23 protein-coding genes are annotated in these 25,608 nt (G+C 44.6%); 15 read left to right on the top strand and 8 right to left on the bottom strand.

Annotated features, from left to right (window positions below):
* The first annotated feature begins 154 nt into the window (after positions 1-154).
* Entirely contained in the window at positions 155-751 is a 597-nt protein-coding gene (locus tag L1077_RS15940) for a hypothetical protein (RefSeq protein ID WP_237137900.1), read from the top strand.
* Positions 748-1,131, top strand: a complete 384-nt coding sequence (locus L1077_RS15935; protein ID WP_237137898.1) for a hypothetical protein — start codon at positions 748-750, stop codon at positions 1,129-1,131. Before L1077_RS15940 ends, L1077_RS15935 begins: the two co-directional genes overlap by 4 nt.
* A gap of 28 nt (positions 1,132-1,159) precedes the next feature.
* Here the strand turns inward: L1077_RS15935 and L1077_RS15930 are convergent, their stop codons facing one another.
* Both L1077_RS15930 and L1077_RS15925 read right to left on the bottom strand, forming a co-directional pair.
* Complete coding sequence (locus L1077_RS15930; protein ID WP_063363356.1) at positions 1,160-1,348, bottom strand: hypothetical protein; 189 nt, start codon at positions 1,346-1,348, stop codon at positions 1,160-1,162.
* A gap of 98 nt (positions 1,349-1,446) precedes the next feature.
* On the bottom strand, positions 1,447-2,439 hold the full coding sequence (locus L1077_RS15925) for a zinc-dependent alcohol dehydrogenase family protein (protein ID WP_237137896.1): 993 nt from the start codon (positions 2,437-2,439) through the stop codon (positions 1,447-1,449).
* 99 nt (positions 2,440-2,538) lie between these two features.
* Between L1077_RS15925 and L1077_RS15920 the strand changes: the two genes are divergently transcribed.
* Positions 2,539-3,429, top strand: a complete 891-nt coding sequence (locus L1077_RS15920) for a LysR family transcriptional regulator (protein WP_237137895.1) — start codon at positions 2,539-2,541, stop codon at positions 3,427-3,429.
* Here L1077_RS15920 and L1077_RS15915 read toward each other — a convergent pair.
* Both L1077_RS15915 and L1077_RS15910 read right to left on the bottom strand, forming a co-directional pair.
* Complete coding sequence (locus L1077_RS15915) at positions 3,426-4,238, bottom strand: SDR family NAD(P)-dependent oxidoreductase (protein ID WP_237137893.1); 813 nt, start codon at positions 4,236-4,238, stop codon at positions 3,426-3,428. The genes L1077_RS15920 and L1077_RS15915 overlap by 4 nt on opposite strands.
* A 161-nt stretch (positions 4,239-4,399) precedes the next feature.
* Complete coding sequence (locus L1077_RS15910; protein WP_237137891.1) at positions 4,400-5,113, bottom strand: DUF2306 domain-containing protein; 714 nt, start codon at positions 5,111-5,113, stop codon at positions 4,400-4,402.
* Positions 5,114-5,303: 190 nt separating this feature from the next.
* Here L1077_RS15910 and L1077_RS15905 point away from each other — a divergent pair, with 190 nt between their 5' ends.
* Positions 5,304-6,512: a helix-turn-helix transcriptional regulator gene (locus L1077_RS15905; protein ID WP_237137889.1), complete on the top strand. Its 1,209-nt coding sequence runs from the start codon at positions 5,304-5,306 to the stop codon at positions 6,510-6,512.
* A 7-nt stretch (positions 6,513-6,519) separates the two neighbouring features.
* Here L1077_RS15905 and L1077_RS15900 read toward each other — a convergent pair whose 3' ends face one another.
* From L1077_RS15900 to L1077_RS15890, 3 genes are all read right to left on the bottom strand, one after another.
* Entirely contained in the window at positions 6,520-6,738 is a 219-nt protein-coding gene (locus L1077_RS15900; RefSeq protein WP_237137886.1) for a TIGR02450 family Trp-rich protein, read from the bottom strand.
* Between the two features lie 98 nt (positions 6,739-6,836).
* A complete protein-coding gene (locus L1077_RS15895) occupies positions 6,837-8,855 on the bottom strand; it encodes a methyl-accepting chemotaxis protein (protein ID WP_237137884.1) in 2,019 nt (672 codons plus the stop codon).
* 251 nt (positions 8,856-9,106) lie between these two features.
* The gene (locus tag L1077_RS15890) at positions 9,107-10,294 is read right to left on the bottom strand and encodes a cellulase family glycosylhydrolase (protein ID WP_237137883.1); all 1,188 of its coding nucleotides are present in this window, start codon (positions 10,292-10,294) and stop codon (positions 9,107-9,109) included.
* Positions 10,295-10,602: 308 nt separating this feature from the next.
* Here L1077_RS15890 and L1077_RS15885 point away from each other — a divergent pair, with 308 nt between their 5' ends.
* The 3 genes from L1077_RS15885 to L1077_RS15875 all read left to right on the top strand — a co-directional run bounded on the left by L1077_RS15885 (position 10,603) and on the right by L1077_RS15875 (position 12,392).
* On the top strand, positions 10,603-11,208 hold the full coding sequence (locus L1077_RS15885) for a biliverdin-producing heme oxygenase (RefSeq protein WP_237137881.1): 606 nt from the start codon (positions 10,603-10,605) through the stop codon (positions 11,206-11,208).
* Positions 11,177-11,692, top strand: a complete 516-nt coding sequence (locus L1077_RS15880) for a YbaN family protein (RefSeq protein ID WP_237137879.1) — start codon at positions 11,177-11,179, stop codon at positions 11,690-11,692. Before L1077_RS15885 ends, L1077_RS15880 begins: the two co-directional genes overlap by 32 nt.
* A gap of 169 nt (positions 11,693-11,861) precedes the next feature.
* Positions 11,862-12,392 (top strand): TlpA disulfide reductase family protein, encoded by a 531-nt coding sequence (locus L1077_RS15875; protein ID WP_237137877.1) that lies wholly within the window; start codon positions 11,862-11,864, stop codon positions 12,390-12,392.
* Positions 12,393-12,825: 433 nt separating this feature from the next.
* Here L1077_RS15875 and L1077_RS15870 read toward each other — a convergent pair whose 3' ends face one another.
* Positions 12,826-13,110 (bottom strand): helix-turn-helix transcriptional regulator, encoded by a 285-nt coding sequence (locus L1077_RS15870; protein ID WP_237137875.1) that lies wholly within the window; start codon positions 13,108-13,110, stop codon positions 12,826-12,828.
* A gap of 636 nt (positions 13,111-13,746) precedes the next feature.
* Between L1077_RS15870 and L1077_RS15865 the strand changes: the two genes are divergently transcribed.
* The 8 genes from L1077_RS15865 to L1077_RS15830 all read left to right on the top strand — a co-directional run bounded on the left by L1077_RS15865 (position 13,747) and on the right by L1077_RS15830 (position 25,444).
* On the top strand, positions 13,747-14,250 hold the full coding sequence (locus L1077_RS15865) for a sigma-70 family RNA polymerase sigma factor (protein WP_237137873.1): 504 nt from the start codon (positions 13,747-13,749) through the stop codon (positions 14,248-14,250).
* Positions 14,251-14,266: 16 nt separating this feature from the next.
* The gene (locus tag L1077_RS15860) at positions 14,267-15,235 is read left to right on the top strand and encodes a FecR family protein (protein ID WP_237137871.1); all 969 of its coding nucleotides are present in this window, start codon (positions 14,267-14,269) and stop codon (positions 15,233-15,235) included.
* Positions 15,236-15,347: 112 nt separating this feature from the next.
* Positions 15,348-17,855: a TonB-dependent receptor gene (locus L1077_RS15855; protein WP_237137870.1), complete on the top strand. Its 2,508-nt coding sequence runs from the start codon at positions 15,348-15,350 to the stop codon at positions 17,853-17,855.
* A 21-nt stretch (positions 17,856-17,876) separates the two neighbouring features.
* The gene (locus L1077_RS15850; protein WP_237137868.1) at positions 17,877-19,772 is read left to right on the top strand and encodes a choice-of-anchor tandem repeat GloVer-containing protein; all 1,896 of its coding nucleotides are present in this window, start codon (positions 17,877-17,879) and stop codon (positions 19,770-19,772) included.
* A 129-nt stretch (positions 19,773-19,901) separates the two neighbouring features.
* Entirely contained in the window at positions 19,902-20,510 is a 609-nt protein-coding gene (locus tag L1077_RS15845) for a heme acquisition protein HasA (RefSeq protein ID WP_237137865.1), read from the top strand.
* A 56-nt stretch (positions 20,511-20,566) separates the two neighbouring features.
* Complete coding sequence (locus L1077_RS15840; RefSeq protein WP_237137864.1) at positions 20,567-22,456, top strand: hypothetical protein; 1,890 nt, start codon at positions 20,567-20,569, stop codon at positions 22,454-22,456.
* Positions 22,453-24,159 (top strand): type I secretion system permease/ATPase, encoded by a 1,707-nt coding sequence (locus L1077_RS15835; protein WP_237137862.1) that lies wholly within the window; start codon positions 22,453-22,455, stop codon positions 24,157-24,159. The genes L1077_RS15840 and L1077_RS15835 overlap by 4 nt, the downstream gene beginning before the upstream one ends.
* 1 nt (position 24,160) lies before the next feature.
* Entirely contained in the window at positions 24,161-25,444 is a 1,284-nt protein-coding gene (locus L1077_RS15830) for an HlyD family type I secretion periplasmic adaptor subunit (protein WP_237137860.1), read from the top strand.
* Positions 25,445-25,608: the final 164 nt, after the last annotated feature.

Raw genomic sequence — 25,608 nt, 5'->3', positions numbered from 1 at the left:
CGCTCGCCTGAGACTATTCAGCTATGATACAGGCGAGCTATGGCTCACTGAATTGGGACAGTTTTCACCCATTAAGTTGCTCAACCCATAGCGTGCCGGCTCTTGTATCTCATCACAAAGCACGGCACACTGTTAAAAAAAAACAGGATAGATTATGAACGCATTTAAGCTAACGCTCGCTAGCCTATTGGTTATTTCAGGGTGTTCCAGTACAAAAGCAGGCTCTGAAACAACCCACTCACAACAAACGCAATCACAAGTCGCTGAGCAACCGGTTAAGCAAAATAAAAAACAACTGGCACCAGCACAACTACAAACTAAGTCAGCAGTGCGTCACGATACTGGCCTTGGTAAGCCAGCACCGGCGAAAATGATCACCAAAGCTGAGCCCATTGCTCACTACAACGAAGATGAAATCTCACAAGCTGGGATCCAAAATCAGCATAAGTATTTAAACTTCATTACCAAAGACAAAAGCTGTGACAGTAATAGCCAATGTCTTGCCATTCCTGTGGGTAGCCGCGCATGCGGTGGGCCTTCAAGTTACTTGGTATTCTCTACCAAAACCGCAGATCAAAACAAAGTTTACGAGCTAGCTAAAAAACTCACTGACAGTGAAGCACAATATAATGCCAAACATGGCATGATCAGCATCTGTGAGCATTTACGTCAGCCAACAACTCAATGTGTTGAAAATACTTGTGTTACACTAGGTGGTACGAACAAATCACCAACTAGGGACTATCGATGAAGTGTAAACTCGGCATTGTTTTTGGTCTATCAATGATACTTTTGACGGGCTGTGCAACCACCGAAACAGGCGCACAACTTACTCAGAACCATTCCAACAGTTCGCTTGAACAGGTCATTGCAGATAAAGGCTGTGATGCCAGCTTTCAATGCAAAGTCATTGCAGTTGGCGAGCGACTAACCTGTGGTGGGCCAAGCCGATACCTAGTGTACTCGTCACGTAATGTGAATGAAGACGATGTCGAACGCGCGGCTAAAGCAGTCACCCTAGCTGAGCAAGCCGATAATAAAGATAAGATCGCTAGCGAAATTTGCGAACCAGTGCTACCCATTCAAGCACTGTGTATCAGCAGTACTTGCAAATCAATCGTATTGAAATAAGTTTATAGGCAGTGAGCCCTATCACTGCCTATCCTGCTAAGAAGTGGTTCAGCAGTAACAATGGCACCACCAAGACAACACACAAACCCGCAGACCCCAAATAAGACAGCACCAAGCGCTTTTTGAACCAGTAACAATACATAAAGCGCAACAAATAAGTCGATGCCACACCGAATAACGCAAACATCAACAATAGCGATAATAAATAAAAAGACACTGACAACTCATACGCTTAGACACATAATTTTATCATAGCGGTACATTATCAAATCTGCACCTATTTTAATTGCTGCAACAGCCAGTGCCGATTTCTTTTTACCAAAGGTTACTCACCACAACCTTGCCCATCGCTTGGCCACTGGCTAATCGTGCATGGGCATCACCAACCTGTGCAAAGCTCAAATCCGCAGCATCAAGCACAGGTTTAAGCTTACCAGCATCGACAATGTCAGCCATACTGGCCAAAATATGGTGATGCTCAGCGCGCTTCACATTATGCAGCATTGGAATAAGCATAAAGACCACATGCAATGACAACCCTTTAAAATGCGCCACAGATAAATCAATTTCAGCCAACGACACCGTCGTCGCAATCTGGCCGTTCAGTGCTGCCGCTTCAAATGAGTTCAATAAGTTTGCTCCACCTACCGAGTCGTACACCAAGTCAAAACCTGCCCCTTGTGTATGCGTTGTGACATAATCCGCCACCGATTCCGATTGATAGTTAATGGGAGTCGCACCTAAACGCGTGATTAAATCCAATTGGTCTGGCTTAGAACCCGTTGCAAACACCTCTGCACCAAAATGTGCCGCTAACTGCACCGCCACATGACCTACACCACCTGCACCACCATGTACAAGTACGCGCTGACCATCTGCAACGCCTGCACGAATCAAGCCTTCATATGCGGTGATCCCGACCAATGGCAGGGCTGCGGCTTCACGCATACTTAATGAGGTCGGCTTGTGTGCAATTAAATTGGCGTCGGCAATCATGTATTCAGCCAGTGCGCCTGGCAGATCAGCTAAGCCTCCTGCACAACCATAGACCTCATCACCAACGCGATAACCGTCTACGCCCTCACCGATTGACTCAATCACACCAGCAAAGTCCATACCTAAAATAGCAGGCAGTGCGGGCGAGAGTGGCAGCGCCGGCCCCATTTCACGGATCATCATATCCACCGTGTTGATACTGCTCGCCATCACCTTCACGCGAACCTGTCCCGTGCCGACTTCCGGCTTTGTCACTTCTGTTTGTGTAAATACATCTGTACCGCCAAATTCATTGATGACCATTGCTTTCATGATTAAATTCCTCGTTCAGTGAATACAAACAGTATATTTTTTAACTATACTTTTGATAATATCGATATAAATACAATCAGTTTTTAGATTTTATTGATAATGAACATTGCGCATTTAAAGTTATTCACCCGTATCGCCGCCACACATAACATTAGCCTAGCAGGTAAAGAGCTGGGGCTCTCTGCAGCGGTTGCCAGCGCCCACATCAATAAATTAGAAGAGACGCTGGAAACACAACTGCTCTATCGCACCACCCGAAAAGTGGCCTTAACAGAAGAAGGGTTAGCTTTTTTACCCCATGCAGAGTCTGTACTCGAGAGCGTTGAAGTCGCTAAAGCCGCCATCGGCGCAGGCAGCCACACACCGCAAGGGACATTGCGGATCACCGCCCCGGCCTCATTTGGGCGCATGCACATCGTGCCCGCGTTAGTGGAATTCACACAGCGCTACCCAGAGCTGAAAATAGATCTTCGTTTGAGCGACAGTATTGTTGATATGGTTGAAGGGGGTTTCGATGTGGCTATTCGCAATGCGGCACTGAGTGACTCTTCCTTGATAGCCAGTAAGCTTGCCAGCGATACCCGTATTTTATGTGCATCCCCTGAGTATATCGCCAAGCACGGTATGCCCAACTCAGTTGAACAGTTAAGCGCTTATCCCCTGATTAATCTAACCGGCATAGATCACTGGGTCTTTGAAGGTGCAACAGAGCACATCAAGTTTAAGCCCATCAGTGGACTGCAAATAGACAATGGCGAAGCCATTCGGGATGCGTGCATACGCGGTATGGGGATCACACTGTGCTCAATGTGGTGTGCCTATCAAGCACTGCAAGAAGGCAAGTTGGTGCAAGTGTTAAAAGAGGCGCCCCTTGTCAATGACACCGCACTGTGGGCCGTTTATCCAAGTTCTCGCATGCTGGCCCCCAAAGTGCGTGTATTTATTGACTATCTCAAAGCCTATATCGGAGATGTGCCCTACTGGGATTAAGCTGGCTTCGCTTGTTGCTGTAACTGCGCCAAAGTCTCCATTAAGTCGGCCATCAAGCTTTGATCCATGGCGCTTTGATGAGGTGGGCTAAATTGATTAATGTCATTGTCAAAATACAGCCCGCCAGCGTCAGCAAAACGCTCACCCAGAGCCGCTTCAACTAAAATATCCGCGCCCAACTGCACACTACTGCCTTGCATGCCATAAGCTTCTTGGACCATTTTACTGCCTAAAAAAGACTTGGGGTTCACTGCCACCATACACGGTCCACTCGCTTTTAATTGTGCGCCTAAACACATCGACCACATGGTCAGTGCTAATTTACTTTTTGCATACACAGCCCCCGACGATAGGTTGCTGGGAGTCAATAACTCGCTCGCCTCAAACGGCGACTGAGCAGCAGATGATAAGTTAATAATACGCCCTTGTTTTGGCACAATGGCGAGCAACGCTTTAGTCAAAATATAAGGGGCGATGGTATTGACCATAAAGCGCACATCATAGCCATCACTGGTCAACGTTTGTGTGGTTTTAAACACGCCTGCATTGTTGATCAATACATCTAACTGGGCATTATCTTCAGTGACGGCCTTTGCCAGCGAAGTGACTTCAGCCATCACAGACAGATCCGCACAATAACCTGCCACACGTTCACAACCAAAGCGCGTTGATAGCTCCTCACACAATGCATCTAACTTGTCTTGATTACGACCATGTAATAACACACGATGCCCTTGCATCAGCAAGGTAATTGCACTGGCTTTGCCAATACCATCTGTCGATCCGGTAATTAAAATGGTTTTGCTCATTGTGCTCCTCTTTGCCCTTTAACTGTGTCAATCATGTCTGCGGTTCACTTTAATACACCCAACAAATATTGATAATAGTGCATATTTTTAAATCAGTTTCAAAAATAAATTGATAATGAATATCAAACCACGCGCAAACGCTTTTTTCAAACACAGCCCCTTTATTTTTCACACAATGGCGCTGACATGGCAGATCTGTTTGGCTCGCCCGCTTTTAGAGGCTTTTTACTTAACCACTCAACCACGACTAGGTTAATCAACATGGCGACCAATCTGTCATAATCATGGTAAAGCGTGAGTAGAGGCGCAAATGTCCCTTGCCAATGACCCAACACCAAATGCACTATCATGCCAATAAATAGCGGTGTAATGGCTGCTAAACTTATCGCCACCGCACGCATCATCCACTTTTTATGCTCTGTCACGTGACCGCGCACTATCTGCCAAACTGCCACTGAAAACGCCCCTACAATTGCGATACTCATCACAACCAACGAGATAAAGCGCCCGCCTAACTCATTTGGAGACAACACGAGATGTAGCCAAATTCCAGATAACGCCATAGTGCAACCAGCTATCACCGCGATGCATCCAGCAATCTTGTGCCAGCGCGGGTAGCGAATACGAAGACGAGGCGAAAACTGCCAAGGCATGGTTAAAAAGAATGTTATGCCCGCCATCGCATGGGTTAATATCGCTGCAGGCGCAGTTAAGTACTGAGGGTTTATGACATCAGCCATACCTAAAACATCAGTTTGACCTAACAGCACTAACGCAATAATGATGATGGCGGGTATACCGGGGATCGCCATGATTAAAAGCAGGCCACTTACCACTTGCCAATTAAATGCGACGGGTTGATTGTTGCTAGTCATTATTTACTCACTTAATTCATCTGGTGAAGGATGTGATGATTATGTAAGATGATTAAAAAGAGGTCGTCCTAGCTGATTGGGGAGGACAAAATCAGCAAAACAACTTGGCGCTCATTATGGTTTGAAACTTATTTAGCATTCTGTTTTGTATACTTATTTTTATTTTTACAATAAGGTCTCGGTCAGACAGATGATTGTAGAACAACCCAGTCTATTTGCCCTCAATGTGGCCACATTATGTGTCATTATCTTTAGTGCACACCAACTGATTTTGCGGGTGCGTACTTATCAAATTTATTGGCCTTTGGCAGTCTGTTTGCTCGCCATTGGACTGATTGCCATGCTGCCCATCAGCAAAATATTACTGCCAATCGAGTGGCAAATTATCAACCTCATTACGTCCTTACCCGCCTTGTTACTGATCGCGCCAAGTTTATGGCTATACGCGCAAGCATTGACCAGTAGTACCCCTTGGCAACTCTCACATCATGATATGAGGCATTTGATCCCCGCATGTGTTGGCAGCATCATTGCCCTCATTGCCCTGTGTTTGCCTGCACGCTATCAACATGGGATTTTAGTGAATGATGAGCTCACCGTCATTGCACACGCCCCCAACCTGCTTCAAATAATCATCTATGGCTTACTGATCATGACGTTTGTCTGCGTGCTCGGTTGGGTGATGCAATCAGCTTGGTACTTTTACAAAATCCTCAGTCTGCTGCGTGATTACCATATCAGGCTCAAAGATGTGTTTGCATCTACCGAGCAAAAAGAGCTGCACTGGCTGGTCTGGTTATTAGCTTCTGTCGGCGGCGTGTGGCTATTCATCGCAACGAACTTAGTACTCGATAACCTGCTAAGTCCAATTCAGCTTAGCCCTTATCTACATGCCACTTTACTATTACTGCTTGTATATAGCTTGTCTCTGTGGGGATTAAGACAAAAGCCTGGTTTTGCCGAGTGCTATCACCTTGAGAGCACCTCTGTGCCCAATCAAACGCCGACGGACGAGCCGTCATTAAGCAGTGAAGAAAAGTATCAGCGCTCTGCTTTAGACACCCAGCAAGCGCAAAGAATTGCCACAAAACTACAGCATGCAATGCACAGTGATAAGCTCTATCTAGACGCTGCTTTATCACTGCCAAAGCTCGCAGCGCACATTCATGCACCGAGTCACTACATTTCTCAAACCTTGAATGAAACGCTAGATATCCGCTTTTTCGATTTTGTAAATCAGCACCGTGTCGATGCAGCAAAACAGAGCCTCATACACAGTGATAAAACCATATTGGATGTGGCCATGTCGGTCGGTTTTAATTCTAAGTCTGCTTTTTATACCGCCTTTAAAAAACACACCAGCATGACACCCAGTGCCTACCGAAAAAAGGAAACTTAGCTTAGGCCTACTTCCAGCCCATTTTCCAAACTTTAGGGTCTTTGAGCACGCGCCAATTAATGGCAATTTCACGTTTCGTCATCAAGGCTTCAATAATACACTCTATCACTTTGCCATCTTCATCAATCTCGACTGACGTGACCATAAAGTGCTTTTCTTTGAGCGCTGGACTCACTGACGTCCACTTACTGTGGAGCAACTTTTTTGGAGTTAGTGTGTGCTGCATAAATAAAGTTTTAAATTAGTTTGCTGTTTGATACGCCAAATTTGTCATCCCAGATCAACATGACAACAGGCATACCTAGCTAGCATGCCTGCATAAGATTAGCGCACTGACTGACTCACCGTGTATTCAGCTATTAATTTATCCATCATTTGTGCGGCTCTGGCAATGTCTGTGGCGGCAACATTAATTTGCTCAGCGCCACTGACATTTTCCGTGGCTTTTTGGAATATGCCATTAATATTTTTGCTCACTTCATCAATGGCGTTGCTTTGCTGCTGAGTATTACTCGATACAGACTCGGTCACCAATTCAACTTGTTGAGCCTGTTCAACTATTTGCTCAAGCGCCCGTTTAATTTCTTCAGCGCGCCGCGCTGCTTCCAACGCATTTTCTTTACCTTGAGTGATCACATCAGACGCCTCCGAGGAGCTGGTTTGTAACTCGCTCACCAAGGCTGAAATTTCTTCTGTTGATTTTTGTGTGCGACTGGCAAGGCTTCGCACTTCATCAGCCACCACGGCAAAACCACGCCCTTGCTCACCCGCACGGGCTGCTTCAATGGCGGCATTCAATGCCAGTAAATTGGTCTGTTCCGCAATGCTTTTGATCATTTCAACCATGGAAGAAATGCTACCTACACGCTCATTGAGTGCATCCACCGACTGTGCAGAGCGCGCCATATCATCTGAGGCTTGCTGGATCACTTGCACTGCATCAGCCACCACTTGCTGACCTTGCAATGACTCTTGGGTTACCGTTTTTGCAGCCGCCGCATTTTCGTTCATAGAATTGGCAATCACTTGAATATTGGCGCTCATCTGCTCAGAAGCAGACGCAATCGTTTGAATACCAGATTGCTGACTCACTAAATTTTCTTGGCTTTGCTGGATCGCCGTTGCCGTTTCTTGAGAGGCATTTGCAATGCTGGAAGACACCCGAGCAAACTCAATCAAATCATCTTCAAATTGGCGGGTTAATTTATTGATATTATTAGCAGACTTACCCAGCTCATCTTTAGAAATGACGCCAATCTCATGCCCAAGGTTTTTATTTAGCATGGCAATGTTTATGCCTTCGGCAATTTTTGCTGACTGGCGGCGGCGCAGCCGTATCGCAAAAAATAGTGCCGCCGTGATCGCCAAGCCGACAACTAAAATTATTAGCTCTATAACCAGCACCCACACCGCGTGCTGCTGAATTTCGATGGCCGTTTCATCCACCAAGCTGAGCGCTTGTTCTTCAGCTTCTTTCAGGGCGTTAATATGATCTGTAGCCGCTTTAAACCAACTCTCCGCATCCAGTCCAAAATTATCATTTTTACTTTCAACTCCACTGCGATAACGGGCCACTTCTCGAAAGGCATTGCCACTGAGTGCCTGCTCTAAGATGCGTTTCATTTCTGCCGGCGAGGCCTCTAGCGCTTCTTCAAGGTACACGTCTTGCTTAGTCATCAGTGCAACATGTTTGGTTTTCAGTGCTGGCGTAAAACCGTCTCGGCTCAATACATTAGATAATACGGCGCGCTCAATCCCCGCGGACTCTTTAGCACTAGAAAAGTTGTAGATGGCCACCAATTCAGTGGCGATGGTGTGATCGTTACTCAGCCGCGATGCGGTGATCACCATATGCAATGCTTTAAGATTGATATCAGTGTAAAATTTCAGTGCTTCAGGAAGTGAAATAGACAGAGCATCTACACGACTGCGAATTTGCGACAAATTGCCAAACATGCGTTCAAACTCAGCCAGCTCTTTGGCCATGTCAGGGATCAGGCCCCACTGCTGTTTTTCCTGTTTAAGCGTAGCAATCAATCTATCTGTTTGAGTACGCTGCTGGCGCAAATTATCTTTAAACTTAGCACCTTTAGAGCCGATAAAGCCCGCTGAGGCTCCGCGCTCTTTTTGCGTCTCATGGATAACACTTAATACCATATGGCTCAAAAACGCATTGTACTCTGCATCATAGGCGTCGTTCATCCGTTTAGCCGACATGGATACATCGTAAAAAATCACTGCGCCTAAGAGTAAACATGGTAGTAATACAACGGTTGTCATATGGCTAGAAACCAATCGAGCAATTGCTTGTAACATCACTGCACCACTATTTTTCTTAAACATTTTTTTTACGAAGTAAACTATAGTACAGCTCACTCAATTGCAAAATTATTTATTTCTCACGCTTATCTAAATGAAAATAAATGGGTTAATTATGAAACCCCCAAATACCGATAAAAGGTATAAAAGTGCATATATAGCAATAATTTGAATGCGATACTCTAGGATTTAACCGCGTGAACAGTTACCAAAAAAAAGTCGTAAAAGAGCGTATTCACACTCTTTTACTACTGCTCAACCATCTTTCTCGACAATTAACGTCCTTCTAATATTTTTGTTTTGATCCATGCACCCGCTTCTTTAAGTTCAGAGTCAGCAAAGTTTTGCGACGCACAACTCCCTACCTTAAACGCCGCACCACTGAGTGGGTCGTCTGAGTAATTCCAGTTTGTCCAACTGATCTTTTTTCTCGCCATCAAATCAATGTATTTCTGTGAACTCACAAAGTCATTTGCACCACCCCCAGTGTAATGCTGAGTACCAAACTCACTGACAAACACAGGGAAAATATCTGACGCTCTATCCAGCATATTACGGTGATAATCCGTGTGTGCGGCAGCATAAAAGTGGAAGGTATACATGATGTTATCAAACGGGACCGGATCATCGATTACATCCTGCAAATCGCCATCTGACATAGAGGCCCCAAACGTTGACCAACCATGTGTACCAACCATGATTAAAGCATTAGGTTGGATATTACGGATCACAGGGATAACTTGCTCGGCGTAGTGACGCACTGCAGACCAAGGCACGCCATTGGGCTCGTTGGCAATATCATAAATGAGGTTATTGCGATGCTTGTGTTTTGTCACTATATCAGTGAAAAATGTTTTGGCGGCTTCAACATTATAATTAGGGTCACCGGGGTCGAGTTGATGCCAATCCACCAAGACATAAAGCCCGCGCGCACTCGCCATCTCAATAAGCGTATGCATTTGATTGGTAAAACCAACTGGATCAGTCTCATACCCGCCCTCTTGCACATATAAACTCAATCGCAGTACATCAGCCTGCCAATCATAACTCAGCACATCTAAGCTTTTGTCAGTCAGACATTTGCCCAAGCCATGCCACTGTAACCCGTGGCTGCTCATGCCACGCAATTGTATGCGCTGGTTGGTTTCACTGCACAAACCCGTGCCACATACTTGCAAGCGGCCGTATTTTTCAACCGGCGTAATATGGACGCCAGTGTCACAGCGACCCAAATATTGCCACGCGGACCCCGTACCTGGCTCAGAGCTAGTCCACCATTTAGCTTGATAAAGCGTATTATTGTGAACCAGTTTATCCCCGGTATTGGCATGGCTTGGTTGCCCTTGCCAGTTCTTTTGTGGCCAATCTGGATAGGTATTTACGGCGCTGCAATCAGCAGCATAAGCCTGACTGGATATCAATCCAACAGCTAACGAGATAGCGCTCAAATACTTTTTTTTCATATTTCAACCTTTACATGTTGTTTACATTGTTGTTCCTGATTGAGATATAGAGGTTGCCAAACTAAATGGCTATTATTTTTCGGCAAATTGATCGTAAAGTATTGAAATTTGATTGAAATGTGCTGAAAATCGCCGTAATACATAAAACTCATTCGTAAGTTTTCACAGCCGTTTTGACTTGTCTTCCCAATTATCTATTAAATAGCTAGGTCATAAAAATCATATAGTTACAATTTTTTTATACATCTCTTTATGGGTTTCAACGACTCATGCGTTCTTATTTATATGATGAATTCAATTGAAAGAAAATGAGTAACTTACGATCTACTAACTACCCAAGAATGAGCAAACTGAGAGCATCCACATCCAGTGTCCATGATCAACTAGATAAAAAAATCATGGCGCAATCACCATTCCAAAGCAAAGCAAATTACGGCCTGTTTTTGCGCTATCAGTATTACTTAATGAATTACGTTACTGTGCTATATAACAATCCGCAGATTGCCCAAATAATCCCAGATCTACAAGACAGAGATCGGTGCAAACAACTGATACAAGACTTTCAAGATTTAGGCATGACACAGCCTCAACCTTTAACAACACTCTCTCAACTTGATGCACCTCTATTCGAGAGTTTAGGTTGGCTATACGTGATTGAAGGCTCAAAGCTTGGTGCTGCCCTATTAGCCAAAGAAGCTGAAAAGCTCGGCTTAAATGGTGAGTTTGGTGCTCGGTTTTTAGCGGGTTCAAACCGAGGCTCACATTGGCGTCAATTTATGCAAGGCATTGAAGATGCGCCACTGAGCGAATCACAAGAACATGCCATGCTTGAAGGCGCGCAAGCCGCATTTAAATTTGCCAATGAGCTGGTAGAGCTAAGTTATGCGCAATCAGAAAATGCGCATGTCGCGTAACATACATCACAACGTAGTGAAATATGCCTACCTGTTCGGTGGCATTATTTCACTTGGACTCGCATTGATTGGCGCGATTTTACCTATTATGCCCACCACGGTTTTTTTGATCATTGCGCTTTGGTGTTTTTCAAAATCATCTGCTCGACTGGAGCACTGGCTTTTAACGCACCCCAAATTCGGCCATATATTAAGTAACTGGCAAAAACATCAAATTGTGCCAAAACCCGCCAAGTTCTTTGCAGCAGCAGGGATGAGTGCCAGCCTGATAATATCTGGCCTGCTGTTTTCTTTTGGTTGGTTACAAGTCGCTTTGTTTTTGCTATTTGCTTTTATCTGCAACTATTTATTTGCCAAACCCAGCAATCCAAACTCACAAGGCAATTCTCAGCAAGAAAAGCGCTTTAATATCGCGCTCAGCGCAGCTTCTTGTGTATTACTTTGCTACTGGTTTATCGTTGAATATTCACCCACCACCTATTAATAAATTGACCACCTTAGCTATTCGGCTGCGCCCCACAGCCTTCTTAGCGCTGAGATAAACTAACAAAACACAGTCAACATGTTATCTTGTCATAAAAATATCGTTCTACTTCTATAACGCGTTACAATTCATGGCCATAACATAGGTTCAATATGACAAGGAGCGAATTATGCTAAAGCGTAGCCTGATTTTATTCATTTTGTTTTTCACAGCGACAGCAAAGGCAAATATAGAGCATATAAGTGCAGATCAAGTACTTGGGTTAAATCAGCATGCAGCGCCAGTTTACAGAAGCAATACCACGCCAACCATTGTTACCTTTTGGGCTTCATGGTGCCCATACTGTAAACAGTTACTACCATTACTAGAGGGATTACAACGCAAATTAGGTCACGATAAAGTGAGCGTGATTGTTGTTAATACCAGAGAGGAAGGCAACCTAAGTCAAACAAAAAGAACGTACAAAAGTTTATTGAAACAATTTGAAAAGCGTGGATTGCAAGTCACTTTTGTTTTTGACAAAAGGCATACTTTTTATAAGACGTTAAAAAAGCCCGGATTACCTTTCACCCTCGTTATAGATCAGCAAGGCCAAGTTACGTACGCCCAAGCGGGCTATAGTGAACGAACAGCCCAACCCATGCTTAAAGCAATTGAGAAAGTATTGACGGGTAATACCTCGCTCGAAGATAAAGGGTAACAATGCTCTCTTGGGTTTTAGACTAATCCAAATAGTTTCTGAAAACCCAGTCACTTATCTCGACATAAAGCCATCCTTATATTGTAAAAAATTAAATAATTAATGTTGTAAGAGGGATGAATTGGCGACAAAGTCGCTTGGTGTTAACAGCAGAAAAGAATTTAGCTCAAATCTAAGCTGGCAGTCACCGATTGAAAAACAGGTAACTGTCAGATCAAGTCTGAGCTAGTACACATTAGATAATTATGACTGCCTAATGTATAAACATATCAAAGTCCATTTCCCATCAAGATGAACACGCTTTTAAATAGCCATTTTCTTAGCTGTTATATACTTTTAGTATCAAATCAACACAGATACAATCTATATTCAAAGGTCAATCCAGATATCAAAATCAACCGTCTTTACTTCAATACCAATCAAGACAGGCGCACTACCTCACCATAGAGTCGTTTATTTGGCTATCCTGTCCGGTGTAATTAATATGAGGACAATGAAACTCCTCACCAAAGATCAGATACATTTCATACAACTGCGCCATCGTCATCACTGTTCTGCCAGTTTCAAAATTACTGATCGTTGCCTGGTCAACATTCAATTTTGCACCCAGCTGACTTTGCGTAAGCTGATTCTTTTTACGAACACGACGTAAATTGCATTGCACCTCTTCCATCAGGCTATTTATTTTTACTTTTCTTGTTACTGTGTTGTTTTTCATCGACTTCCTCGTCAAACACTACTTTTTATTTTTAAATTAATGTATTAACCCTTACCTAATCGTTACTATAATTTTGACCGTGCGGAAAAATCTTCGAACTACAAAACATGTCATTAAATTCATGATTAGTATTTGATATACACACCAACACCTGACCAACGCACCCAGTGTTAATTCACCCACATTGGCAGGTCTCACGAGCAAAACCGCATAGCATTGAAAAAAATTAAATAATTAATACCTATTTCAATGGGGTTTTTTCCCTAAAAATCGACAACAAATCAGCTTACACATCCAGTTTTGACTTCATTCAAACCCAATTTTAAAAGTGCTGTTTATAAAATAATTGTGGTTTTCAAATAGGATCTAAATAAGTCTGATTATCTCTATTTATCAGCATTACTAAACACGTTCGACAATATTAATGGCACGATAGCACTCACAATAAAAAACAAGCCATGCTCAATATTTACACTACTCCAATTGACCATATAGATAACATCATCGGGTTAAGATTTTGCCAAACAATGTACCTACTAATTTTTATCTTATGAACAAGATGCTTGCTCCAATACTTTATTAATGATACCGTTAATGATAATTATTTACATTTATGCACTATGGAAAGGAACAACGGTGTCAAATTCCGCTGGTATGGACCTGTTTATTCGCGACAATCAATTTTGGTTAGTAAGGTTTTTACAAAACAAACTCAAATTGCATTCTCACCATGATGCACAGGATTTATCTCAGGACACCTTTATTAGGGCCCTGACGTCATCAACCAACCCGCTTGAAGTGAAAGAACCTCGTGCTTATTTGGCGACAATTGCAAATCGCTTAATCATAGATAAAGCGCGTCGTAGACGCATTGAGCAAGCTTACATTGACGCCCAAAAAGAACTACAGCAAGAGCAGGCTCCCTCATGTGAGTCTGTACTAGAGACCATGCAAAGACTAGAAGCGTTGTCTCGATTACTAGAGGGGTTAGCTGATAAGCCGCGACGCGCTTTTTTAATGGCGCGTTTAGATGGAATGAAATACAAAGAAATTGCGGCGACACTCAATGTCTCGGAAAGTATGGTTCAAAAGTACATTGCGCAAACACTGCTGCATTGCCACAGTCAATTAATGGATTAATAGTTCAGAGATATTTATGTCAGCAAAAAGCAGTAGCTATCAGCATAAATTAAAGCAAGCAGCAGATTGGTGCGCACTACTGCATTCAGATGCCCCCGCAGATGAAGATATTCAGGCTTTTCACCAATGGTTAAACTTGCACCCAGATAATCAAAAAGCCTATGACGAATTAACAGCACTATGGACAGAGTTTGAAACACCTGAAGACACAGGCTTAAACACGCAAGTTTTAAATCGCGTCTTAGAACAAGATCAGCCTCAACGACGCCATGGCACAACCAAAGCCTTCCTCAGCATCGTACTGTTTTCTGGACTTGGAATCCTTTTTAATCACTTAGGTGTCAGTGGAATTACAGCAGATCACTACACCCTAAAAGGGCAGACTCAGACGATACAATTGCAAGACGGCAGTCAACTGACCCTAAATGCACAAACGCAAATCGATATCAAATTTGATGATAAACAACGCCTAATTAAGCTCATTAAAGGTGAAATACACATTGATGCTACCACCAACCCTGCATGGCCTTTAGTGGTTCAAACACAGAGCACCAGAGCAACAGCATTGGGCACTAGCTTCTCAGTAAAATCCCGTGAACAAGATACTTATGTGGTCGTCACAGAATCCAAAGTTAAACTTTGCTATCTAAAACAAAATAGCTGTGTGATTGGCCAGCAAGGTGAAGCCATGGAAGTGGCAAATGGGCGACTAATCGGCCCTTACGATACCAACCCAAGTGTTAGATTGGCGTGGTTAAGCCACAGATTAGTCGCCAATGATATTAGCCTATCCGTATTATTAGAATCCCTTGAAGCACACTATCCTGGCTTGTTGATGTATCAGCATTCAGAGCTTAGCAAAATTCGTGTCTCTGGTGTCTACCCCACCAATAATATTGAGTTGGCAATGAAAATGCTGGCTTCAGATCCAGTTATTAAACACCAGTCAATTGCCAATTACATCCACCATATATCATTGAAATAAATAAACTTATCCAAAAAACAAAAAAATAATCTGATTTTTTTTGTTTTTTGGGTACTGTTTTTTTTAATTGCCCCGTCCTATATGTAGCTCTAAATAAAAATGAGAACCATTTATGATAGGCGACAGGACTCCTCGCTCACTTTTGACCGCATTGTTATGCACTGGACTTGCTTTACCAACTGTGACCTTGGCACAGCAAGCGCACCAAATCGATATTCCAAAAGGCAGTTTAGCTGACGCACTCAACACATTAGCACTGCAAACGGGCGTACTATTGCAATTCGACCCCAAGCAGATTGGCAGTGCACAAACATCTGGGCTCAAAGGCGAATTTGTGCTGAGTGACGGGTTTGAACAATTACTCGCAGGGACGGGCCTGTATGCCGAAAAAACAGCAAATGGTAGCTATATCATTCGGGTAATTTCCGCAGATCAGGCTGTTATGCTCGATACACTCGAGGTATATGCCAGTAATAATGCCCACACTGAAATTTACCAATCAGCATCTTCTGACACTAAACTGGGTCAGCAGCAGTTAACTCGGGTTGCGCCAAGAGATACATCAGATATTTTTTACAATGTACCCGGTGTTGCAACATCGCAATCGCGACAAGAACCGGGTGTGGCAGTCAATGTAAGAGGCATACAAGATTTTGGCCGTGTGAATGTCATGATAGATGGTGCCAGACAAAACTTTCAACGCAGTGGCCACGGTGCTAACGGTACTGTCTATCTAGACCCACAGTTATTATCGAGTGTCGACATCTCCAAAGGTCCTGTTGGCGATGCAGGTGGTGCAGGTGCTATTGGTGGCGTTGTTAATTTTAAAACCCTTGAATTTGATGACCTTGCCTTAGAAGGTCAGGACCACGGCACTAAGTTATCACTCGCCACAGGCAGTAATGCTTATCACATGCAAGGGTTATTAGCCTCTGGTGTGCGTGTGGGAAACGATTTGGAGCTGGTTGCTGCCGCTGGCAGAAAACACGTCGGTAGATTTGAACCAGGGCAAAGTGGCGGTAATGCCGGTAAAAGCAAGTACTTCGACGCACTAAGCGCATTTACGGAGCAAGATCAATGGTCTTCGCTACTTAAAGCCAGTTACAAAATTAATGAACAGCAAACCATTAAATTGAGCTATGTCGGCTTTTACGCCAATTTTGAAGAGGGCTCGACCACAGATCAATCTGACCCAGATAATAAGCCAAGTGCCACCAGCAAACTAAATAACGATACGATAAAGTTAGATTACACTTGGAACCCAAATTCTGACTATCTCGATTTAAGTGCCAGTGTTTACTATAACCGTACACAAATGCGTCAACACCAATTTGAATCGGGTGACACAGTCAATCCCTATGGTGAATTTGAACTAGAGTTCGAAACTAATACCTTTGGTATGGTGATTGAAAACTTCGCATTCTTTAGCCTCGACCATAGCTGGCTACCAGAGACAGACTCTTTATTAATGCTTAATACAGGCACGGAATATTTTAGAGACTGGACTCAGCCTCAAGCCATTCAACAAACGCCTGGCTCTGGCGATCCCACTTGGTTTACTGGCGCAACACCGGGCGGAGAACGTGCTGTTACCAGTATTTTTACCCAAGCTGAGTGGCAATATGGTGAGCATATCTCTTTAGAAGCTGGGGCACGTTATGAGCACTTTTCTATCGAAGGAACAGGAGAGATCAACTCAGGCTCTATCCTTAATCCACCAGGAGTCAGACCAGCTAGAACGCTTATCTTTACTAACTTCGAAGTAGCACGTCATGACGAATACGTCTCGCCTAACCTGCGCTTTGCATATCGCTTCACTGACGAAGTACAAGCATATGTAAGCTCGTCAAAAGGAGTCCGGCACCCAGCGATAACAGAAACCCTGTTATTTGGCATGCATGTAGGTAACAGCTTCCCGTTTTACCCAAACCCGGGCTTAAAAGCGGAAAAATCTCACAACAATGAAGTCGGCGTTAATTTCGAATTCACCCAGCTGGCGAATGCGCACGACCTATTTATCAAAGCTGGCTGGTTCGATAATACAGTTGATAACTTCATCGTTCAGGGCACGGTAATGAGCCCAACTTCTGTAGGGGACAAAAGCGGTATACGTAGCTATGTCAACTTATTCGATGAAGTCCGTTTTGAAGGCATCGAACTGCAAGCAGATTACGAGTCCAACCTTGTCTTTGCCGAACTGAACTATACCAAGATGAATTTTTACCCAGGGCAAGGGGACTATGATCCATTCCCACTTGGCAGCCAAGTCGGTTTCCCAGAAACAAACCTAGGAAAAACAAAATCAGGCGGCCTGCTCTACATACAGCCGGCGAAACACAGTGGCGCGCTAACTTTGGGTGTCAAACTGCTCGATGACAAGTTGAAATTTGGTGCGCGAGTACGGGTAGAAGATAACGATGGCCGTGGTGGCACCGCGTATGAAGATGTGGTGGATTGGGAGATATATGACCTATGGCTGGATTATCAGTATTCACCTCACCTCCAACTGCGTTTGTCTGTCGATAACTTAAAAGACCTCAATTATGCAGAAGCCAATGGCACCTCATATTGGATCGCACCAGGACGCAGTGTGATCGGAAGAATCAACATAAAATTCTAATTAAAGACAAGGGTAAAAATCATGCAAAAAGCTTTTAAGCTAGCACTTATCAGTAGCGCTTTAATGAGCGCAAACTTGGCCAGTGCCGCTGAAATCAACCTGCAACAGTTACATCTCTTTGGCACGCCAATGACCATTATGTCTGGTGGTGACAAAGGTATCTTCCCTGCAAAACCGCCGGTATTACACCCTCAAAGCGGAAAGCTTATCGGCACAGTGATGTCTGGTGCTGGTAATACCCCTGCAACATTAGGCCAGTCAGGCTTATATTATTTTACACCTCAGTTAACGCAAGGGAAGCTGACCGACTTTAACACGCAAATCAATACGGTAACCAATGCTATAGGTGCGTTTGTGACCAATGTTGTTGTTGACAGTCAAGGGGTGGCTTATGGTGGTGCTAAATCAAGCCTGTTTAAATGGACAGAAACAGACGGTATGCAGGATGCGCTAGCCGGTCTTGATCTCTCGGCGTTAAATAACGGTAATTTTGAAATCAGTGGCCTCATCACAGTAGATAATCAAGACAATGTTTACTTCGGCGCGTTGCATCGCGGTGATGAGTTTTTTGCCCTGGTACGCTTGAATCACTCGGGCGAAGTCGAACTACTCGTTGATTTTGGGCGCGACGAATATAAAACGCCAAGTAATGGCGCATTCATATACGCCAAAGGAGAATCACCTGCTTCTGTGATCTACAGTGCTAATGACAATGCAATTTATGGTCTTGCTCATAAGACGGAAGACTCAGCTGGCGCGGGCAGTAAAGAAAGACTAGACAGTGATGACTTTGCGAGCGGTACCTTGTTTAAAGTGGATCTCACGAATATCGCCACAGATGGGAGTTCAGATGTTGCCATACTCAATAGCTTCTCGAATAAACATCACGGCGTAATTGATGATCATTCTCTGGCAACAAACGCCCTTATTGAGCATGGTGAATGGTTATATGGTACTTCCAAAAAAACAGTATGGCGCATACACAAACATAATCAGAATAGTTTTACCTTACTTCACACTTTTGGTAGTGAAAACAATGGTATTGCATTAGCCCAAGATGGTCATACCCCTTCAGGTTCATTAGTACTCGCTGCAGATGGAAACATTTACGGCACAACCCGCTCTAATGGCAGTGATGAAAATGGCGCAGGTGTGTTATATCGCATCAACTTAAGCGAAGATGATACTGATTTAAATAGAGCTAATGACAGCTTTGAAATTGTGAAGCAATTTGATGGCCAAGCTTCGATTCAACCTGTTGGCCTCGCTGCAGGCTCGCTAGTTGACCAACAACATACCATCTATGGTGCAACCAATGGTCACACATCTGACACTGGCGGCGTGTTTGAATTCACAGTCAACCAACACACTTTGAGTTTTAGTACAGAAACTGAAACGCTCCCTTTAGGCGAGAGCCTTGAGCTAAGCTGGCAGTCTATCAATATCAGCGACTGTACAGCGAGTGGTGACTGGGAAGGTACCAAAGAAGCCAATGGCCAGGAGTCGATCACGCCCGATACAGAAGGTGAAAAGTCTTATGTATTGACCTGTAAAGATACCGAACAAAAAACCTATACCCGCACACTTGAATTACTCGTTGGCGCTGAGCCAGAGCCAGAGCCAGAACCAGAGCCAGAGCCAGAGCCTGAGCCAGAACCAGAACCAGAGCCAGAACCAGAGCCTGAGCCTGAGCCTGAACCAGAGCCAGAACCAGAACCAGAACCAGAGCCTGAACCAGAGCCAGAACCAGAGCCAGAGCCGGAACCTGAGCCAGATACAAGCACAGATCCGGAACCAACCCCTGAGCCAACGCCAGAGCCAGAGGAGGACAAAGGCAGCAGTGGTTCATTTGGTGGCTGGATCTTGGCACTCGGTGCATTGGTAATGGGTCGTCGTTTTTATAAAAAAACCAAGTAAACCAATTTCAAATTGCACGGGGAAACCCGTGCTAAAAACAAAGAATTATCAGCATGGCGCGCAGCTGATAATTCTCCTAACGACCTTTAGGTCAATATTATTAAATAATCAAAAAATTAAGGATTTACCATGTCTATACAAGTAACATACAGTGCTAGCTACTCTTTCTCAAACCTAGATTCATTCTTTGGTCACGCGTCTCAATTTTTCACTAACACAGACTATAACGAGAACATCGGTAGCTTCGCGGGTGCTGAGAATCCAAACCCAACTGTTGATCTTGGCTTCTGGGGTCTATTCGGTACTTTCTCTGGTACTCAATACGCGCAAGAAGGCCAAGTAGGTACTGAAAACCTAGGCTTCATTATTCAAGCAGCTGATGGCTCTTACATCGATTACACCTTCTTCGCAGGTCCTTCGCACACTATGTATGGTGAAATTGCATCAATTTCATTCGGCCGCGGTCTAACACAAGGTGCAAACGGTGAGTACAGCTTCACGGAAGATCTAGTGAGCTTCGACGGCTTAGATACAATCAATCTTAACGCTGGCTTTGATGCAAATGGCGGCGTAATTGGTCGTCATGAAGGGACTAACACAACCCACAACATTGTTGATGGCATGAAAGATTCTGACTTCGGTTACTTAATGACTGTGCTTTCAAGCAACGGTATCGAGCTGACAGCAAACGATACGGTTGGTGTTTCAAGTCTAGCTGAATTCGACCTAGTCGCTTAACCCCCTATGCACTGCAGCTTTGCTGCAGTGCAATTTGCCATTTACTGAGTTCTACTATGAAAAAACTTTGCATCTGCTTGCTATCTTTGTCTTTCTCTAGCCTTGCAACCACAGCTGTAGAAGGGATAAGTGTTAATCACCTGACGTCTTTACACTATACAGGTCCAGTTGGCTGGCCGACCGCTGGTAGACCATTTGCCCCACCCATTTATAACGCAGAGCGTGATCAGCTCATCGGATTATCTACCTTTGGATATAAAGGTGAGACTGCTCCAAGTATGTGGGGACTAGCACCAGTGCAAGGCCATTATTTTGCACTCGAAAAAGACATAGAGGGCTTTGTCGGTTTCGCAGAGCACCCAACAGAAGACAAACTCTATAGTATCGATCTCAAGGGCAATATATTTTCTGTGCACTCAGATGGCAGTAACAAAGTCATTTTATTTGACAACACAGAGCAAGAACTCAACAACACACCAAATGTACAGCCTATTTTCGATAATCAAGAACGACTCCTATTTATCGATACCGATCATAAAACTTACTCTCGATTAATGCGTTTAGAAAAAGACAACACGTTGACGGAGCTATACAGATTTAACAACAACCCCCATGGCGACTTCACCGCTGCTGGCGGCATGCTATTGAGTGGTAATACTCTTTATGGCTACTTAGGTTACCCCCGCGGCATACCTCATCTCAATACACTCTCAATCGATGATGACTTTATCGTTGGTGCACTCTATGCTGTAGAGCTCGGTGAAAACCCCATTGCAGCCTTGCCCTTGATCCATGAGTTTACCCTCAGCCAAGGTGAAGTACCCTGGCACACCAGTAGCGGTGGTGAAAGTCGTATCGCCACCTACCTAGTTGAAGATGAAGCAGGCTACCTTTATGGTTCGACGACTGTGGGGAGCTGCAAAACCAAAGGGATTATTAGTTATAGCGGCAAAGCCGTTGATTTTGCCAACGGCCTTTGTGGTGGAAATTACCTACTTTACTCAGGCATTGACAAAAACGAGCGCTTGATCCACACAGAGTATCCACATTATGAAGGCAGTAACCCCCATGGGTCACTCTTTAGAATTAAAAAAGATGGCTCTGAGTTTAATTTGCTGCATACATTCAATGGCGAAAACGGCAGCCAACCCCGCGGTCCTATGGTGATAACAGATACGGGCTTTTTGTATGGCACCACCATGGGCGGTGGCGTACATAAGAGTGAAAATATACAAGTACTTGAAGGCAATGAGTATCCAAACCACCCAGGAAATATGTCACCCGATGGAACCATTTACAGGCTTAATTTAGCAGACATAACAATTGAAAACGGCCAAGTCATTGAAAGTGGGTTTGAACATGTGCATTCTTTCAAAGCTGGGATTGCAGAAGACTCAGATGGCAAGGTACCAACCGGACTCATGTTAGCTGAAAACGGTAAGCTGTATGGTACCACCCTGTATGGCGGCAGGGGTTACTCTGACTATCTTGGCAGGACCTTTCTTGCTGACTATTTAGGCACTGTTTTTGAGGTAGATTTAAGTGGTATAACACCAACAGGTTCTGTGTCTATCAGTATCACGCCTGGCAATGCCCAACTTGGTGAAGAAGTAGAAGTCACTTGGAGTAGCCACAATGCCGCTGACTGTGTTGCGATTGGTGGCGCGGCTGTCGGTGACTGGGTGCCAGATGGACAAATCGAGCCGCAAGGCAGCATTAAAATTTCACCTGAGTCAGGTATTTATACCTTTACAATAAACTGCAGAGATGCCGATGTTGGTTCACGATTAGGTGCGCTATCGACGCTTTACGTCAATGCAGAAGCAAAAATAAAACAAGAAGAAACTTTAAGCTATGGCAATGGTGGCGCACTTAGTTTTGCAGCTTTGACATTCTTAAGTGCAATGGGTGTGGGACGACTTCGCCGCCGTAGGAGCCAATCATGAAACCCACGATGGTGCCAAGTGAAGCCTTAAAGCGTGCCTTACAAAAACAAAAGCGCAGCCTGCTGCATGTTGCTGGGTTCAGCGCCATTATCAACTTGCTCATGTTGATCCCCGCGATTTACATGTTGCAAGTGTACGACCGCGTTTTAAGCTCTGCGAATATAGATACTTTACTGTTGATTTCCATCATAGTTGCAGGCTTCTTTTTATTAATGGGCGCACTAGAGTGGGTCCGAAGCCGCGTCCTGATTGGCATAAGCGAGCATTTTGATAACGACCTACATACTCAGGTATTTGACGCCGTTTATCAACATCAAATCAAGGTTGGTAATGCTAACCCAGGCCAGTTGATTAACGACCTCAACCAAGTGCGTCAATTTATGACAGGGACGGGCATATTTGCGTTTTTTGATGCCCCTTGGGCCCCGCTTTTCCTCATTGTATTGTTTTTCTTTCACCCATTACTGGGCACACTTGCCCTCGTCGGTACGGTGATCTTACTTGTACTGGCACTGCTCAACGAAGTCTGGGCGAAAAAGCCCTTACAAGCATCTTCACAAGCCACAGCCAATGCCACGCAACTTGCCAGTGGCATCATTAACAATGCTGAAGTTGCGCAAGCGATGGGCATGCAACACAGCTTGCAAAGTCGCTGGCAGGCACAGCATCAAGCAGGTATTCGCCATCAAAGTGAAGCCAGTAATCTCAGCTCAGTGCTCACCGCAACCAGTAAAATATTGCGCCTTGCGCTGCAATCGGTTGTTTTAGGTGCTGGTGCTTGGCTTGCCGTTGACGGCCAGATCACCGCTGGCATGATGATCGCAGGTTCCATTATCGCAGGACGCATGTTATCTCCAGTTGAACAACTCGTCGGGGCATTTAAGCAGTGGCAAAGCGTGAAACTCTCTCGTCAACGTCTCGATGCCCTGCTGCATCAGTACCCAGAACCTCAAACTGGACTAGATTTACCAACGCCGACGGGCAAACTCAGTGTAGAAAATGCCACTTTGATCCCACCGATGGCGCAAACTCCTTCTCTGAGTAACATCAACTTTGCGATTAACCCCGGCGAAATATTGGCGATCATTGGCCCCTCTGGCGCTGGTAAATCCTCAATTGCGCGCCTTATCACAGGTATTTGGGCGCCAAGAATGGGCAAAGTGCGCTTAGATGGTGCCGACATTTTTCAATGGAACAAGCAGAGCCTAGGCCCACACTTGGGGTACTTGCCTCAAGATGTGGGCTTATTTGCTGGTAGTATCAGTGAGAATATTGCCCGATTTGGCGACATTAACGACGCCGCTGTCATCAAAGCGGCAAAATTGGCAGGCGTGCATGAGATGATTTTAACATTACCCGATGGATACAATACCGTGCTTGGTGACGGGGGCATGGGCTTATCCGGCGGTGAAAAGCAACGTATCGGCCTAGCCAGAGCAGTGTATGGTGACCCCAAACTGGTCATTTTAGATGAAGCCAATTCTAACCTAGATGATGCCGGTGAAGCCGCATTGGCTAGCACCCTTAAAACGCTCAAGCAATCTGGTTCTAGTGTTATCTTTATCACCCACAGAGCCAATATTTTAAATCTAAGCGATAAGATCTTGTTACTTAACAAGGGCCATGTGCAAGCCTTTGGCCCTAAACAACAAGTACTTGGAGCGATGCAGCAAGCCAAGCAAGGTCAAAGAGGAGCAGCGTAACGTGACAACACAGCACACTATCGCAGGAAGCAAACATATTCGACTTGGCTGGACGATTATTGCACTTAGCTTGGGCGTATTTTTACTCTGGGGTGCATTTGCCCCACTCGACAAAGGCGTGGTCGTTGAGGGCCAAGTCATCGTTTCTGGCCACAAAAAGCAGATCCAAGCACCGCAACACGGCGTACTTGACCAATTATTGGTTCAAAATGGACAGTGGGTAGAGCAAGGTGAGGCGCTGCTGATCCTCGATAGCAAGGTGGCAAAAAGCCAACTAGCTGCTGCCACTACGCAGTACTACTTGGCACTGGCTGAAAAAGAACGCCTTGATGCAGAGTTACGCGATGCGCAGCAGCTCATTTACTCGGATACTTTGACAAGTGTGAACTTACCGCAAGCTGTTCAAGCGATGGCGCTAAATCAGCAATTGTTCGAGCAACGTCGCGCAGCCCTGCACGCTCAGCTTAAATTAATGCTCGACAACAAACACACTACGCAATCTCGCATTTCAGGTCTTACCCATGTTGTTGATAGTCATAAGCAAAGAGCAGAGGTATACGACAATTGGGTGAATGATACCCAAGCTCTGGTTAAAAAAGGCTTTCAATCTCAAGAGCAACTGTATCAGCTAAAAGCACAAGCCGCCGAAATTCGCGCTGATTTAGCCAATGCGCAATCCGAGCTCTTGTCTCAACAAGCCAGACTATTAGAGCTGGATACTCAACACCAGCAAACGCTCAAAGGCTATCGTCAAGAAGTCAGTCAGCAAAGAGCGAAAAACCAATCTAGCATTAGTGACTTCAAGCAAAGAATGACAGCAGCACAATTTAGCTTGGACAACAGTGAAATTCGTGCGCCAGTTGCAGGTCAAGTTGTTGGCTTGGACGCATTTGGTGATGTGGTGTCTCAATCTCAATTATTGATGGAAATTGTCCCTAAAGGGCAAAGATTGATAGTGAATGCCAAAATCCCAAGTAACTTGATAGACAGTGTTGCCCTTGGTCAAGATGTCGATCTGTTATTCAGCGCATTCAATACCAGCACAACCCCGAAAGTAAAAGGACAGGTTGAACGCTTGGCACAAGACACCATCAATGATGAGCGCACTGGGCAGCCTTATTACCAAGTGGCGATCCGCGTTAATCAGGATGCACTAAGTGATAGTTTGGTGTTGCAACCGGGTATGCCAGTGCAAGCGTTTGTTAAAAATGGTGAGCGCCCCATGCTCAGCTATCTACTCAAACCACTGACTGACCGAATTCCCAATGCCATGGCGGATATTTAAAACCCGCTGCCAACATGACTTGGCCATAGTGCCCGCCGTTTCCCTAATGGCATTAGACATTACAGGCGGGCCTATTTTTAAATAATAGGCTCCGGAGCAAATAGTTGAATATCTCTTCCTATTCAATGCACATAGTCCATAGACATTGTCAGCGGTGTATCAAC

The organism is Pseudoalteromonas luteoviolacea (assembly GCF_021654285.1).
Taxonomy (GTDB): Bacteria; Pseudomonadota; Gammaproteobacteria; order Enterobacterales; family Alteromonadaceae; genus Pseudoalteromonas; species Pseudoalteromonas luteoviolacea_J.
This window is presented reverse-complemented; position numbering and strand designations above follow the sequence as displayed.